Here is a 14,305-nt window from a genome sequence, read left to right on the forward strand (position 1 = left end):
GTGGGCGGCGCTCCTAATGTTCCGCGCAAAAGCAGCGATAACGATCAGGAGACCTTCGGGATTTCCTGCAACGCCATTGCGGATGGGGGGAGAAGCCATGGTTGCCTTCGTGCAGCGTCGTCTGGCCGATATGGGAACGGCGAAGAAACTGGCCATCGGATTCGGCCTGGTGCTGTTGCTGACGGCCGTGGTAGCGGTGATCGGCGTGACCTCGCTACGGGCAATTTCCCAGCGCTTCGACCTCCTCGGCGACATGTCGACCATCAACCGCGAGTTGCTGGAGATGCGCCAGAGCGAGAAGGACTTCGTGATCGACGCCAGCGATGCCTCGGCCAAGCGCCTGCGCGAACACGCAGGCAACCTCGGTGAAGCGGTGGCGCGTCTCAAGGCCCAGCCGGATCAGGCGGCGGCCATGGCCCGCGTCGAGCAGGGCGTTGCCGACTACCTTGCGGCCTTCGCCAGCTTCGAGAAGTCCAGCAAGAGCCGGCGCCTGTCGCTGGACGCCGCCACCTGGTCGGTGAGCGGCGCGTCCAACAGCCTGGACATCCTGCAATCCAGCCTCGCCGATGACGGCGCCTATGAACTCAAGGATTCCCAGGGCCAGAAGGGCGAGGAACTGCTGCAGCAGGCCGCCCAGGTCAGCCAGCTCTACCGCCTGGTGCTGCAGGGCCTGAACGAGGCCCGCTCGCGCCTGGAGGCCGGTAGCGAAGAGAAGGCCGAGGGCGGCCGCATCAAGTCCGCCGCCGAGGCGCTGGAGCTGTCCGCCAAGCTGCAGGAGGCCATCACCGATCCGACCTACGTCTCGGTGCTCAAGGACGTCATCACCAACATCAACGCCTTCGTCGAGAAGCTCGACGAATACACCGCCAGCCTCGAACAGGAAAAGCAGGTTCACGCGCAGATGAACGACCGCGCGGCGCTGGTCATGCAGCAGGTCGACGACGCCTACGCCGCCCAGCGTGCGGCCATGCAGAGCCAGTTGCGCACCAATACGTTGCTGATTGTCGCTTCGGCGGCGTTGGCGCTGCTGGTCGGCGCGCTGGCCTCGTTGCTGATCACCTGGATGATCGTGCGACCGCTGCGACAGGTGATCGGCATGGCTCGGCGCATTGCCGAGGGCGATCTGAGCGTGAGCATCGAAGTGCGGCGCAAGGATGAGATCGGCCAACTGATGAGCGCGGTCGGCAGCATGGCCGACAGCCTGCGCGGTATCGTCAGCCGCCTGAGCGACGGCGTGGGGCAGATCACCGCCTCGGCGCAGGCGCTGTCCAGCGTCACCGAGCGCACCCAGCACGGGGTGAACAGCCAGAAAGCCGAGACCGATCAGGTTGCTACAGCGATGAACCAGATGGCCGCCACCGTCCACGACGTGGCGCGCAATGCCGAAGAAGCCGCCAGCTCCGCCGAACAGGCCGACGGCAAGGTGGCCAGCGGGCAGGACGTGGTGCGCCAGACCCTCGGCCGCATCGAGCAACTGGCCGATGCGGTGCGCGCGGCCACCCAGAGCATCGAGCAGCTCGGCCGCGAGAGCCAGAGCATCGGCAGCGTGCTGGACGTGATCAAGAACGTCGCCGAGCAGACCAACCTGCTGGCGCTCAACGCCGCCATCGAGGCCGCGCGGGCGGGCGAGCAGGGAAGGGGCTTTGCCGTGGTTGCCGATGAAGTGCGGGCGCTGGCGCGGCGTACCCAGCAGTCCACCGCAGAGATCGAGACGCTGATTGCCGCCCTGCAGAGCGGCGCGAATACATCGGTGCAACGTATGCAGCGCAGTCACGCGCTGGTGGAAATGACCGTCGGCGACGCGGTACAGACCGAGGCCGCGCTGGGCACCATCGCCTCGGCGGTGGCGGTGATCCACCAGATGAACCAGCAGATCGCCGCCGCTTCCGAGCAACAGAGCGCGGTGGCCGAGGAGATCAGCCGCAGCGTCAGCAGCATCCGCGGCATTGCCGACGAATCGGCGCAGGCCATGGAGTCCACGGCGTCTTCCAGTGTCGAGCTGGCGCAGCTCAGCCGCGAGCTACAGGGGCTGGTTGGGCAGTTCCGCCTGTGACGCCTGGGCGCTGGCCGCCTGCTCGCGCTTGCGCTGCTGGTGCCAGCGCCGGTAGGCGGTGACGCCCGCGCGCACCGAACTGAACACCAGCGGCGGCTTCACCTCGCCCAGGGCGCCGGAGCGTTTGAGCATCGCCAGGGTTTCGCCGGTCACCCGCGCCAGGGACAGGTGCACGCCCTGGGCGTCGAGAGTCTGCTGCACTTCGCGCAGCGAGGTCAGGCCGCTGATATCCAGGTTGAGGATGCCCTCGGCATTGAGCAGCACCGCGCGCGTGTTCGGTGCCTCGGCCACCACTTCCAGCAGGCGCTGTTTGAAGTAGTCGGCGTTGAAGAACAGGATCGGCGCATCGAAGCGGTAGATCACCAGCCCCGGCAGGGTATGGGCGTTGGGGTACTGCTCCAGCTCCACCTGGCCGTCGATGCCGTGTACCCAGCCCATCACCGCGTCGTGCGGGCGATAGGTGAGGTAGAGCAGGCGCAGCAGGGCGAGCATGATGGCGACGAAGATGCCCGGCAGCACGCCGACGCTGAGCACACCGGCCGTGGTCAGCACGCACAGGCCGAACTCGAACCGGCTCAGTGCCCAGAAGCCGCGCAGCGCACGGAAGTCGATCAGCCCCCAGCCGGCCATCAGCAGCACCGCGCCCAGCGCCGGCATCGGCACCCAGCCCAGCGGCTTGCTGAACAGCAGCAGGACCAGGCCGATCACCAGTGCGGCGACCACGCCGACCAGCTGGCTCTTGCCGCCGACCATGTCGTTCACCGCGGTGCGCGAGTCCGCGCCGCTGATGACGAAGCCCTGGGAAATCCCCGCGCCGATGTTGGCCATGCCCAGCGCCATGAACTCGTGGTTGGCATCGATGGCGTAGCCGTGGCGGGCGGCGAAGCTGCGTGCGGTCAACATGGCGCTGCAGAAGCTGACGATGGTGATGCCCATGGCATCGCGGAACAGGCTGCCCAGTTCTTCGTAGCTGGTCTTCGGCCAGCTCAACTGCGGGAGGCCTTGCGGTACTTCGCCGAGCAGCTTGATGCCGTACTGGTCGAGGCCGAATACGGCGGCGATGACCGAGGCGAACAGCACGCCCACCAGTGCGCCGGGAATCTTCGGGTAGCGACGCGGCAACAGGATCATCAGCGCCAGCGTGCCGACCCCCAGCGCCAGGGTCGGGAAATGGGTATCGGCGAGGTTGCGCACCAGGGCGATCAGGCCGCGGACGAAGCCGCTGGTTTCACTGTGGTAGCCGAGGATCTTGCCGAGCTGCCCGGCGATCAGGCTCAGGCCGATGCCGTTCAGGTAGCCCACCAGCGTGGGCCGAGAGAGGAAACTGGCAACGAAGCCGGCGCGGGCGAACCCGGCAGCGATGGACATGGCGCCCACCAGCACCGCGACGATCATCGACAGTTGCAGCAGGCGCTCCGGGTTGCCGGCCGCCAGCGGTGTGATGGCCGCCGCGACCATGGCCGCGGTGGCGGCATCCGGGCCGACCATCAGCTGCCGCGAGCTGCCGACGATGGCGTAGATCAGCATCGGCAGGATGCAGGCGTAGAGCCCGACCTGGGGCGGGAAGCCGATGATCTGCGAATAGGCGATGGCGGTGGGAATCTGCACCGCGGCCACCGACAGGCCGGCTTGCACATCGCGCGGCAGCCAGTCGAAACGATAGTGCAGCAGGCTGTCCAGACCGGGCAGCCAACGGGCGAGGGACATTCGGGGGGATCTTCCTTGGAATCGACCAGGGGAAATCCTAGCTGGAAAGGCTCAACAGAGCTTGTCGGAAATCATCGAGATAGAGCGAGGAATGCAGAGCTCCGGGAGCGGGCCATGTCCGCGAACATCCTGCCCCCTGTGATTCTGGCGCAGTGCCTTCTCCCTCACCCCAGCCCTCTCCCAGGGGGAGAGGGAGCCGATTGTGCCGGCTGACGCCAGGGTTTCAACCTGCACCGAACGGTTCCCTCTCCCGCTTGCGGGAGAGGGTTAGGGGCTTTTGCTCCTGTAGGAGCAATTGTCTTTTTCCGGAAAACTTGGGCCTGCGATTTCCCTCACCCCAGCCCTCTCCCAGAGGGAGAGGGAGCCGACTGTGCCGGCTGACGCTGTAGTTTCATCCTGCGCCGAACGGTCCCCTCTCCCTCTGAGCGGGGCGCGCAGACAGGGTTAGGGTGAGGGCCGATCCGAGCACAGGAATCCTGGTAGGAGCGGCGTCAGACCTTCAGCACCAACTTGCCGAAGTTCTCGCCGCTGAACAGCTTGGCGAGAGTCTCGGGGAAGGTTTCCAGGCCTTCGACGATGTCTTCCTTCGACTTCAGCTTGCCCTCGGCGATCCAGGTCGCCATGTCCTTGAAGCCTTCCTGGAAGCGGTGGGCGTAGTCCATCACTACCATGCCTTCCATGCGTGCACGGTTGACCAGCAGCGAGAGGTAATTGGCCGGGCCGCGCACGGCTTCCTTGTTGTTGTACTGGCTGATCGCGCCGCAGATCACCACCCGCGCCTTGGGCGCCAGGCGGGCAAGCACGGCGTCGAGGATGTCGCCACCAACGTTGTCGAAGAACACGTTCACGCCCTTGGGACACTCGCGCTTGAGGCCGGCGTTGACGTCCTCGGCCTTGTAGTCGATGGCGCCGTCGAAGCCCAGCTCATCCACCAGGTAGCGGCACTTGTCGGCGCCGCCGGCGATACCGACCACGCGGCAGCCTTTGATCTTGGCGATCTGCCCGACCACGCTGCCCACCGCGCCGGCGGCGCCGGAGACGACCACGGTGTCACCGGCCTGGGGCAGGCCGACGTCGAGGAAGCCGAAGTAGGCGGTCATGCCGGTCATGCCCAGCGCGGACAGGTACAGCGGCAGGGGCGCGCGCTGGCTGTCGACTTTGTAGAAGCCCTTGGGCTCGCCGAGGAAATAGTCCTGCACGCCGAGGGCGCCGTTCACTTCGTCGCCGACCTTGAAGTCCGGGTGCTGCGAGGCGATCACCTTGCCCACGCCCAGGGCGCGCATCACGTCGCCGATGGCCACCGGAGCGATGTAGGACTTGGCGTCGTTCATCCAGCCGCGCATGGCTGGGTCCAGCGACAGGTAGTGGTTCTTCACCAGGATCTGACCGGGGCCGGGCTCGCCGACCGGGGTTTCCACGTAGGCGAAGGTGTCGCGGGTGGCGGCGCCGACCGGGCGCTGGGCGAGCTGGAACTGACGGTTGATCTGGGCGGACATGGCAGTGGACTCAGTCAGGGGGAAAGCCTAGGTGATAGTCCGCGCGCGGCGTTGGGGCAAGTTCCGTCCGCCGGGGGAATGTCCGGCCATCGGTTCCAGTGATCCGGATTTGACGGAATCATCATTGGCATGGATGCAGCGAAGTCGCCCCGCCTGATAGTGCTTCGCGCCCGCAATGCGCTGGCTAGACTGCGACGGTTATCCCCATTCGCTTCGCAACGCTTTCGAGGAACGCTCATGAGTCAGCTGCTTTCCGGCCAGGTCGCCCTGGTCACCGGCGCCGCCAACGGCATCGGCCGCGCCACCGCCCAGGCCTTCGCCCAGCAGGGCGTGAAGGTCGTGGTTTCCGACGTTGACGCCAAGGGCGGCGAAGGCACCGTCGAGCTGATCCGCGCGGCGGGTGGCGAGGCGACTTTCATCCGTTGTGACGTGACCCGTGACGCCGAGGTCAAGGCGCTGGTGGAAGGCACCGTGGCCGCCTACGGCCGCCTGGACTACGCCTTCAACAACGCCGGCATCGAGATCGAGAAGGGCAAGCTGGCCGACGGCGAAGAGAGCGAGTTCGACGCCATCATGGGCGTCAACGTGAAGGGCGTCTGGCTGTGCATGAAGCACCAGATTCCGCTGATGCTGGAACAGGGCGGCGGCGCCATCGTCAACACCGCCTCGGTCGCGGGCCTGGGCGCCGCGCCGAAGATGAGCATCTACGCCGCCTCCAAGCACGCGGTGATCGGCCTGACCAAATCCGCTGCCATCGAATACGCAAAGAAGAAAATCCGCGTCAACGCGGTTTGCCCGGCGGTGATCGACACCGACATGTTCCGCCGCGCCTACGAGGCCGACCCGAAGAAGGCCGAGTTCGCCGCTGCCATGCACCCGGTGGGCCGCGTCGGCCGAGTCGAGGAAATCGCCTCCGCCGTGCTCTATCTGTGCAGCGACCACGCCGGCTTCACCACCGGTATCGCGCTGCCGGTGGATGGCGGGGCGACGGCGATCTGATTGTCTCGGGGCAGCCCGGTGTTCGGGCTGCCCTCACCATTTTTCCGTGAGGCACCTGCAGCCCCGTAGGGCGCGTAACGCGGCAGCGTTATCCGCCACGAACCGTGCGGCGGATAACCTGTTCCAGGTTATGCGCCCTACACGCTGCCGCGATGTGCTCGCGTATGGCACCCCCCTGTAGGAGCGGGCCATGCCCGCGATCGCGCGCGTAGCGCGCTCCTACAGGGGGCTCGCCTGCAAGATCCCACCTCGTTCGCTACAAACTTTCGCATTCTGTTACAGGATGAAGTGGTTTTGGCCTGCAAGGCCAGTTACAAGCGCCCAAGAGGCCGAAACAATCGGCCCATTCCAGTTGGAGAATAATGACAATGACCAACGATCCCTTGCTGACGCTTTTCATGCCCATCGCCCTGGGCATCATCATGCTGGGCCTCGGCCTGTCCCTGACCATCGCCGACTTCGCCCGCGTGGTGCGCTACCCCAAACCCGTGCTCATCGGCCTGGTCTGCCAGATCATCCTGCTGCCCCTGGCGTGCTTCCTCATCACCCTGGGCTTCGCCCTCGAGGCGGCGCTGGCCGTGGGCATGATGCTGCTCGCCGCATCCCCCGGCGGCACCACCGCCAACCTCTACAGCCACCTGGCCCACGGCGACGTCGCGCTGAACATCACGCTGACCGCGGTGAATTCGGTGATCGCCATCCTCACCATGCCGCTGATCGTGAACATGTCGCTGCTGTACTTCATGAACGACGGCCAGACCATCCCGCTGCAGTTCGCCAAGGTGGTGCAGGTGTTCATCATCGTCCTTGGCCCCGTGGCCATCGGCATGATCGTGCGGCGCCTGCTGCCGGGCGTGGCGGCGGCACTGCAGAAGCCGGTGAAGATCCTCTCCGCGCTGCTGCTGGCGGTGATCATCGGTGTGGCCGTGACCAAGGACTGGCAGACCTTCCTCACCTATGCGCCCATCGTCGGCGCGGCGGCGCTGTGCTTCAACCTGCTGAGCCTGGCCCTGGGCTACTGGATTCCGCGCCTGCTCAAGCTCTCCAAGCCGCAATCCATCGCCATCGGCATGGAAATCGGCATCCACAACGGCACCCTTGCCATCGCCCTGGCGCTCAGCCCGATGCTGCTGAACAACAAGACCATGGCGATCCCGGCGGCCATCTACGGCGTGCTGATGTTCTTCACCGCCGGCCTCTTCGGCTGGTGGGTCAGCCGTGGCGTCGCCAAGACCGCACCGGAGCAGGCGCCCGCCTGACGCCCGGATTATCCCTGTAGGAGCGGGCCATGCCCGCGATCGCGCGCATGGCGCGCTCCTACAGGTGATCTCCGTGTTAACCGGCCGGCTAGAGATGGGTTGCGTCCGCGACCTCTCCTGTATCGGTCCATCTTCCTACGCAAATGCGACAAGGTACTCGGGAAGCGTCCTGCACCGGCATCGGAAGAACCGGTAGCATGCCGCATTGCTGTGCCTGCAAGTCCGCCGGTAAGGTTTCCGGGTCGCGACGGTCGTCGTGACCTGGGTGTGGTAACCCGGTGGAAGCAGGCGCGGAAGCGCCATGGCTGTACGGTTGGCGCTTTTTTGTGCCCGCTGTGCGCTGAGCTATGGCGGGCCGTGCAAGGCGGTCTTCGGATCGGCCGGGTCCTGCTACCGGTTTACCACCCTTGTGCGGTCCGCCACCCTTCGTGTGGTAACGGAGGGCGGGTGGCTTGATCCTCAGCAGGAGTACAGAAAGATGCACTACCCCGCTTTTACCCCCGCGCACCACCGGCAACACCCCTCTGGAATTCCTTCTATCGACTAGTAGAACTGGCTGAACCCTCGGTGCTCACCACCCTGCCGGGCACCTGAGATTTGCAGCAGGCCGCCGGGTGTATTGGGAGCCTGGCGGCCCTTTGGACATCGATCGACGTCGGCGCCCGCGAGCGCGGCAAAGGGAGTTTTCAATGAGAGACAAGAAGGTGCGTAACGCGAGATTCCACCTGTGCCACATTCCGCAGGCCGATGGCTGGCCGGGGCTGGCGCTGGAGTGGCCGATGGATTGCCAGCCAGCCGCCGACGCCGGCGTGGCCCGCGTCGAGCAATGGTTCGCCGAGCGGCACAAATCCAACCTCTGGATGGCCTTGCATATGGGGCGACTGGACCAGGGACGAGGCTTCCCTCAGGTCGCCTATGAAACGGCTTTCCTCTGGCGCCTGCAGCAACGCCTCATGGCCGCCGCCTCGCCAGCGTCCTGAAGGTCTGAAGTCTCGGGTTCGCAAGCAAGCTCGCTCCCGTGGAAGCTGGCAGGGCGCCTACCTCCTCCCTGGCATCTCGCCGGCTCCTGCGGGAGCGAGCTTGCTTGCGAACCCCGACTTCCTTCGCACAGGGCAGCGGGCCATGCCCGCGATCGCGCGCATGGCGCGCTCCTACAGGTTGGCACCGTGCCTTGCCGGTTGGTTTCTCACGTTCCTGGCTGAATGGCTTCGCGGACGAAGTCCGCTCCTACGACCCTTTCAACTTCGGCGTCGACCAGAAGGCGCAGTCTCAATCCGGCCAATGCCATGCCGGGGCATCGAACATGCCCTGGTCGCGGATGCGTGTCTGGCCCAGTTCCTTGTCCAGGTGCAGGCAGTTGCACTCGGGGTGCTCCTCCAGCGTGGCGATCAGTCGGCTGGCGTGGGACACGACCCAGACCTGGGTGTGCTTCGAGGCGGCGATGATGAGGCGGCCCAGCGCCGGCAGCAGGTCCGGGTGCAGGCTGGTTTCCGGTTCGTTGAGCACCATCAGTGACGGCGGGCGCGGGGTGAGCAGGGCGGCGACCAGCAGCAGGTAGCGCAAGGTGCCGTCGGAGAGCTCCGCCGCGCTCAGCGGGCGCAGCAGGCCGTATTGCTTCAGCGCCACGGCGAAGCGTCCGCCGGGCTGGCAGTCGATCTGCAATTCGGCGCCGGGGAAGGCATCGCTGATGGCAGCTTCCAGCGCAGTCGCGTTGCCGATTTCACGGATGGTCTGCAGCGCGGCGGCGAGGTCTCGGCCGTCGTGGTGCAGCACCGGTGTGCGGGTGCCGAGTTGCGGCTGGCGCGCGGGGGCGTCGGCATCGGTGCGGAAGTGGTCGTAGAAGCGCCAGCCGCGAATCTGCTCGCGTAGCAGCAGGGCTTCGGGGCAGTCCGAGCCGCTGCCGATCTGGGTGAACAGGCTGTCGAAAGTCGGGATGTGCTGCTCCAGCACCTGCCAGCTGCGGCCTTCGCGGGCGCGCAGCATCGGGCCGTTGCGCTCCACCAGTTGCGAGGCGGGGCGGTACCAGGGGCCGGCCCAGATGCTTTCGTGCTTGATCTCCGGGTCGAGGCCGAAGGCGCTGACCACCGGCGGTGGCGGCAGGCCGAGGGCGATGGCGTAGCCGAAATCCTCGCCGGCAAAGCCCAGGCGCAGGCGCTTTACTTCGTTGCGCGGGCCGCCCTGGACTTCCACTTCGCCCGTGCGCATGCGCCGGGAATGGGTTTCCGGCCCGGCCCAGAAGGTGGATTCCAGCCCGCCCTCGCGCGCCAGTGCATTCACCACGCCACCCTGTGCGGTCTCGGCAAGCAGGCGCAGGGCGCGGTAGAGGTTGGACTTGCCGCTGCCGTTGGCGCCGGTGATCAGGTTCAGCCGGCCCAGCGGCAGCACCAGCGAGTTGATCGAGCGGTAGTTGGCGACAGCCAGGGTGTGCAGCATGCGGGGCGATCCGGTTCGGGCAATCGCCCGCATGCTAGCAGAAGGGTTGTGCCTTTACGGCGCGCGGCGCCAGTTCAGCACCAGCTGGGTCAGCAGGCCGGCCACCAGTCCCCAGAAGGCCGAACCGACGGAGAACAGGGTGAAGCCCGAGGCGGTGACCAGGAAGGTGACCATCGCCGCTTCGCGCTGGCGCGCGTCAGCCATGGCGTTGGTCAGGCCGTTAGTGATCGAACCGAGCAGGGCCAGCGCGGCGATGGACAGCACCAGCGCCTTGGGCAATGCAGCGAACAGCGCCGCCAGGGTGGCGCCGAAGATGCCGGCGATGCCGTAGAACAGCCCGCACCAGAGCGCGGCGGTGTAGCGCTTGTGCGGGTTTTCGTGGGCCTCCGGGCCGGTGCAGATGGCCGCGCTGATGGCCGCCAGGTTGATGCCGTGGGAGCCGAACGGTGCCAGCAGCAGCGAGGCGATGCCGGTGGTGGAGATTAGCGGCGAGGCGGGCACCTGGTAGCCGTCGGCGCGCAGCACGGCGAGGCCGGGCATGTTCTGCGAGGCCATCGCCACGATGAACAGCGGGATGGCGATGCTGATGGTGGCGGCGAGCGAGAAGCTCGGCGTGGTCCACACCGGGCGGGCGATTTCCAGCTGGAAGTGGCTGAAGTTGAGCAGGCCGAGGAAGCCGGCCAGGGCAACGCCCACCAGCAGCGCGGCGAACACCGCGTAGCGCGGCGACAGGCGCTTGGCGATCAGGTAGCTGACGAACATCGCCACCACCAGCGCGGTCTGCTGCTGCGCGGCGTTGCAGATTTCGATGCAGATGCGGAACAGCACGCCGGCCAGCAGCGCCGAGGCCAGCGAACCGGGTACCTGGCGCATCAGGCGCTCGAAGCTGCCGGTGACGCCGCAGAGAGTGATCAGCGCGGCGCACACGATGAACGCGCCGATGGCCTCGCCGTAAGGCACGCCGGGCAGGCTGCTGATCAGCAGTGCGGCGCCGGGGGTGGACCAGGCGATGACGATGGGGGTGCGGTAGCGCAGGGTCAGGCCGATGGTGGTCAGGGCCATGCCGATGGATAGCGCCCAGATCCACGAGGAAATCTGCGCGGTGGTCAGCCCCGCTGCCTGGCCGGCCTGGAACATCAGCACCAGCGAGCTGGTGTAGCCGGTGAGCATGGCGACGAACCCGGCGACGATGGCGGCGGGGGAGGAGTCTGCCAGCGGGCGCATGGGCGCGGAGGCGGGAGTAGTGTCAGTCATGCACGAACTTCCATCAGGTGCGGGTGAACAGAGGGTAGAGCGAAGCGACCAGCAGCGCCGCCATGCCGAGGTTGAACAGGCGAAGTCGCAGCGGGTCTTCCAGCCAGCGCCGCAGCAGGCTGCCGAGCACCGTCCAGACGCCCACGCTGGGCAGGTTGACCACGGCGAACAGGGTGGCGATCAGCACCACGTTGCCGATCCAGCTGTTGGCCGGGAGGTAGGTGGCGATGGCGCCGACGGCCATCACCCAGGCCTTGGGGTTGACCCACTGGAAGGCGGCAGCCTGGAGGAAGGTCATCGGCTTGGCGTTGTGCTCGCCCTTGGCTTCGGGCGCGCCGGAGCGGGCGATCTTCCACGCCAGGTACAGGAGATAGGCGCCGCCGGCGTAGCGCAGCGCGGTATAGGTGGCCGGGAAGCGCTCGAACAGCTGGTGCAGGCCCAGGCCCACGGCGACTACCAGCAGCAGGAAGCCGATGCTGATGCCGAGCATGTGCGGGATGGTCCGGCGCACGCCGAAGTTCACGCCCGAGGCCAGCAACATCATGTTGTTGGGGCCAGGGGTAATGGAGGTGACGAAGGCGAAGAGCACGAAGGCGCCGAGGAGTTCGAGGGGCATGGCGGTATACCGGTCTAGTTGTAGGACCAGCCTAATCCCGCGGGCTCCGGGCTGTCCCATAACAGCCAGTGGCCGAGTGGCCCGTACAGTGCGAGCGGCAGTGGCGTGCGCGGGAGTGCGCCGGTATGGTGCGGGAAAGCCGTACGACTGATGGAAGATCGCCACCATGGAACAGAATCCCTACGCCGCCCCCAAGGTCGAGCTGGTGGATCAGAGCGCTCCGGGGGCCTTCCTCGCCCGGCGCTGGAACCCCGGCCACCTGCGTCTGCTCGGTTTCCTGAGTCTCGCGCTGCTGCTGTGCAATGTGGTGTTGTTCGCCCTGTCGTTCACGGCAGCGCTGCATGAGTCGAGCACCTGGCAACGCTACGAACTCTGGGTCGGTGTGCTCAGCACGGTGCTTGGCTGCTTCCTGCTGTGGCGTACCCGCAGCTTTCTCGAGGATCGTTTCAATGCCCGCGGGCTGGCCTGGCCGGTCGGGCTGTCGATTGCCATCGCGCTGGTGATGCAGGTCTACAGCCTGATCTTCGACGAGCAGCTCAGCGGCGAATTCAACGGCGCGCTGATGGGCTTCATGGGGCTGTTCGTGCCCACCGGCATCGTCACCCTGTGGTACGGCATCCGCCTGCTGAAGATCGAGCTGCCGTACCCGTCGGTGAAGGTCATGGGCTGGCTGGAGGTCACCTCCGGCGTGTGCCTGCTCAGCGTCCTGCTGTTCCTGCCCGGCACTGCCCTGGCGATGGCCAGCCTGCTGCCGCTGGCGCTGATGTTCCTGCGCGCCGCCCGCGAGCTGGAAGCCGCTGCCCGCTAGTCCTCGTCCTGCGACCAGGCGATGGCCTGGTTGACCGCCAGCCAGCCGCGCACGGCGTCTTCTCCGGCTTCGTCGAAGGCGCGTTGCAGCAGGCGTCCCTGTTCCTGGCGCAGGGCCTTTTCCAGCTTGCCGCCTTCGGCCGTCAACTCCAGCAGGCGTCGGCGCTTGTCGTTGTCGCAGGCTTCGCTGCGGATCAGGTCGCGCTCCAGCAACTGGCGCAGCGGCACGTTCAGCGCCTGCTTGGTCACGCCCAGGGCGGACAGCAACTCGCTGACACTCAGCCCCGGATTGCGCGCGATGAAGAACAGGATGCGATGGTGCACACGGCTCAGGCCGCGGCGCTCCAGCATCTCGTCGGGTTTCGCGGTGAAGGCCCGGTAGCTGAAGAAGAAGGCTTCCATGGCCTGGAGTTGCAGGGCATTTTTTATTAGGTCAGGCATATTGACGTATCCGTCTCGGGCGTCGTAGCTTCGGTCAAGCAGTTTGACTCATTCTTCCGTGCTCCCGCTACCGGTGACTCCCATGGCCTTCTCCGAACGCATCGCCCGACTGAAAAGCTCTCTGATCCGTGAAATCCTCGCCGCGGCGCAGCGCCCGGAGGTGATGTCCTTCGCTGGCGGCCTGCCGGCCGAGCCGATGCTGCCGAAGGTGAACTGGGATGCCATGCCGGCGAGCATGGGGCAGTACGGCATGAGCGAAGGGGAGCCGGCGCTGCGCGAGGCGATTGCCGCCGAGGCGCGCGCGCTGGGCGTGCCCTGCGAGGCGAGCCAGGTGCTGATCGTCAGCGGCTCGCAGCAGACGCTGGACCTGGCCAGCAAGCTGTTCATCGATCCGGGCACTGAAGTGCTGCTCGAAGCGCCGACCTACCTCGCCGCGCTGCAGGCCTTCCAACTGTTCGGCGCGAACTGCCTGACCGTGCCGCTGGGCGCCGAAGGCCCGGACGTCGCCGCGCTGCGCCAGCGCCTGGAGACCAGCAAGCCGGCCTTCGCCTACCTGATCCCGACATTCCAGAACCCGTCCGGCGTGCGCTACAGCGAACAGCGTCGCGATGAGGTGGCCGCCGTGCTCGACGAGTTCGGCGTGACCCTGATCGAGGACGAACCCTACCGCGAGCTGGTGTTCGATGAGGGCGCCGCGACCCCGCTGGTCAGCCGCCTGAAGAAGTCCAGCTGGATCTACACCGGTACCGTGTCGAAGACGCTGCTGCCGGGTCTGCGCGTGGGCTTCCTGATCGCCACGCCGGATCTGTTCCCGCACCTGCTGCGGCTGAAGCAGTCCGCCGACCTGCACACCAACCGCGTTGGCCAGTGGCAGGCACTGCAGTGGTTTGGCACCGAGGCGTACCGTGGCCATCTGGCTGAGCTGCGCGATTTCTATCGCATCCGCCGCGATGCCATGCAGGCGCAGCTGGAGGAGCACTTCGGCGAGCTGGCGGAGTGGAACGTGCCCCAGGGCGGGCTGTTCTTCTGGCTCAGGCTCAAGCAGCCGCTGGACACCCGCACGCTGCTGGACGCGGCGCTGGCGCAGAACGTGGCCTTCATGCCGGGTGAGCCTTTCTTCACCGAACCGGATGCCAATCCCGGCTATTTGCGGCTTAACTTCAGCCACGTGGCGCCCGAACGCGCCGGCGAGGGACTCCGTCGACTGGCGACGGTGATCCGTGACGCCCAGGCCCAGTGA

General features: G+C 66.6%; 12 protein-coding genes. 6 read left to right on the forward strand and 6 right to left on the reverse strand.

Going from position 1 to position 14,305, the window contains the following annotated elements; genetic code table 11:
* Positions 1–97: 97 nt before the first annotated feature.
* On the forward strand, positions 98–2,053 hold the full coding sequence (locus ABKS89_RS10505) for a methyl-accepting chemotaxis protein (protein WP_348590098.1): 1,956 nt from the start codon (positions 98–100) through the stop codon (positions 2,051–2,053).
* Here the strand turns inward: ABKS89_RS10505 and ABKS89_RS10510 are convergent.
* Positions 2,021–3,760, reverse strand: coding sequence for a SulP family inorganic anion transporter (locus ABKS89_RS10510; protein WP_348590100.1), 1,740 nt, complete (start codon positions 3,758–3,760; stop codon positions 2,021–2,023). The genes ABKS89_RS10505 and ABKS89_RS10510 overlap by 33 nt on opposite strands.
* 491 nt (positions 3,761–4,251) lie before the next feature.
* On the reverse strand, positions 4,252–5,256 hold the full coding sequence (locus ABKS89_RS10515; RefSeq protein ID WP_348590101.1) for an NADP-dependent oxidoreductase: 1,005 nt from the start codon (positions 5,254–5,256) through the stop codon (positions 4,252–4,254).
* A gap of 237 nt (positions 5,257–5,493) precedes the next feature.
* On the opposite strand from ABKS89_RS10515, the gene ABKS89_RS10520 reads away from it, so the two are divergent.
* The 3 genes from ABKS89_RS10520 to ABKS89_RS10530 all read left to right on the forward strand — a co-directional run bounded on the left by ABKS89_RS10520 (position 5,494) and on the right by ABKS89_RS10530 (position 8,494).
* Positions 5,494–6,255: an SDR family oxidoreductase gene (locus ABKS89_RS10520; RefSeq protein WP_348590102.1), complete on the forward strand. Its 762-nt coding sequence runs from the start codon at positions 5,494–5,496 to the stop codon at positions 6,253–6,255.
* A 368-nt stretch (positions 6,256–6,623) separates the two neighbouring features.
* On the forward strand, positions 6,624–7,514 hold the full coding sequence (locus ABKS89_RS10525) for a bile acid:sodium symporter family protein (protein ID WP_348590103.1): 891 nt from the start codon (positions 6,624–6,626) through the stop codon (positions 7,512–7,514).
* A 689-nt stretch (positions 7,515–8,203) separates the two neighbouring features.
* Entirely contained in the window at positions 8,204–8,494 is a 291-nt protein-coding gene (locus ABKS89_RS10530; protein WP_138216417.1) for a LasR-specific antiactivator QslA, read from the forward strand.
* 289 nt (positions 8,495–8,783) lie between these two features.
* Here the strand turns inward: ABKS89_RS10530 and ABKS89_RS10535 are convergent, their stop codons facing one another.
* Genes ABKS89_RS10535 through ABKS89_RS10545 form a run of 3 tightly spaced genes read right to left on the reverse strand, consistent with a single transcriptional unit; the run spans position 8,784 to position 11,817 of the window.
* A complete protein-coding gene (locus tag ABKS89_RS10535; RefSeq protein ID WP_138216416.1) occupies positions 8,784–9,947 on the reverse strand; it encodes an AAA family ATPase in 1,164 nt (387 codons plus the stop codon).
* 54 nt (positions 9,948–10,001) lie between these two features.
* On the reverse strand, positions 10,002–11,201 hold the full coding sequence (locus ABKS89_RS10540) for a benzoate/H(+) symporter BenE family transporter (RefSeq protein ID WP_138216415.1): 1,200 nt from the start codon (positions 11,199–11,201) through the stop codon (positions 10,002–10,004).
* Positions 11,202–11,214: 13 nt separating this feature from the next.
* Entirely contained in the window at positions 11,215–11,817 is a 603-nt protein-coding gene (locus ABKS89_RS10545) for a LysE family translocator (RefSeq protein WP_138216414.1), read from the reverse strand.
* A 166-nt stretch (positions 11,818–11,983) separates the two neighbouring features.
* Between ABKS89_RS10545 and ABKS89_RS10550 the strand changes: the two genes are divergently transcribed.
* The gene (locus tag ABKS89_RS10550; RefSeq protein WP_348590105.1) at positions 11,984–12,625 is read left to right on the forward strand and encodes a hypothetical protein; all 642 of its coding nucleotides are present in this window, start codon (positions 11,984–11,986) and stop codon (positions 12,623–12,625) included.
* Here the strand turns inward: ABKS89_RS10550 and ABKS89_RS10555 are convergent.
* Positions 12,622–13,065 carry a MarR family transcriptional regulator gene (locus ABKS89_RS10555; RefSeq protein WP_081520641.1) on the reverse strand — a complete coding sequence of 148 codons (444 nt, stop codon included), beginning with the start codon at positions 13,063–13,065 and terminating at the stop codon, positions 12,622–12,624. The two genes, ABKS89_RS10550 and ABKS89_RS10555, sit on opposite strands and share 4 nt — an antisense overlap.
* Before the next feature lie 82 nt (positions 13,066–13,147).
* Between ABKS89_RS10555 and ABKS89_RS10560 the strand changes: the two genes are divergently transcribed.
* Entirely contained in the window at positions 13,148–14,305 is a 1,158-nt protein-coding gene (locus tag ABKS89_RS10560) for an aminotransferase-like domain-containing protein (RefSeq protein ID WP_192383215.1), read from the forward strand.

The sequence above is a fragment of the Pseudomonas sp. LABIM340 genome (genome assembly GCF_040017195.2).
Lineage (GTDB): Bacteria > Pseudomonadota > Gammaproteobacteria > Pseudomonadales > Pseudomonadaceae > Pseudomonas.

Bases quoted from the DNA above. Each gene is read 5' to 3' on its own strand.
- ABKS89_RS10550 (WP_348590105.1), top strand. From the start codon at position 11,984: ATGGAACAGAATCCCTACGCCGCCCCCAAGGTCGAGCTGGTGGATCAG.
- ABKS89_RS10560 (WP_192383215.1), top strand. From the start codon at position 13,148: ATGGCCTTCTCCGAACGCATCGCCCGACTGAAAAGCTCTCTGATCCGT.
- ABKS89_RS10535 (WP_138216416.1), bottom strand. From the start codon at position 9,947: ATGCTGCACACCCTGGCTGTCGCCAACTACCGCTCGATCAACTCGCTG.
- ABKS89_RS10505 (WP_348590098.1), top strand. From the start codon at position 98: ATGGTTGCCTTCGTGCAGCGTCGTCTGGCCGATATGGGAACGGCGAAG.
- ABKS89_RS10545 (WP_138216414.1), bottom strand. From the start codon at position 11,817: ATGCCCCTCGAACTCCTCGGCGCCTTCGTGCTCTTCGCCTTCGTCACC.
- ABKS89_RS10555 (WP_081520641.1), bottom strand. From the start codon at position 13,065: ATGCCTGACCTAATAAAAAATGCCCTGCAACTCCAGGCCATGGAAGCC.
- ABKS89_RS10540 (WP_138216415.1), bottom strand. From the start codon at position 11,201: ATGACTGACACTACTCCCGCCTCCGCGCCCATGCGCCCGCTGGCAGAC.
- ABKS89_RS10510 (WP_348590100.1), bottom strand. From the start codon at position 3,760: ATGTCCCTCGCCCGTTGGCTGCCCGGTCTGGACAGCCTGCTGCACTAT.
- ABKS89_RS10515 (WP_348590101.1), bottom strand. From the start codon at position 5,256: ATGTCCGCCCAGATCAACCGTCAGTTCCAGCTCGCCCAGCGCCCGGTC.
- ABKS89_RS10520 (WP_348590102.1), top strand. From the start codon at position 5,494: ATGAGTCAGCTGCTTTCCGGCCAGGTCGCCCTGGTCACCGGCGCCGCC.
- ABKS89_RS10525 (WP_348590103.1), top strand. From the start codon at position 6,624: ATGACCAACGATCCCTTGCTGACGCTTTTCATGCCCATCGCCCTGGGC.
- ABKS89_RS10530 (WP_138216417.1), top strand. From the start codon at position 8,204: ATGAGAGACAAGAAGGTGCGTAACGCGAGATTCCACCTGTGCCACATT.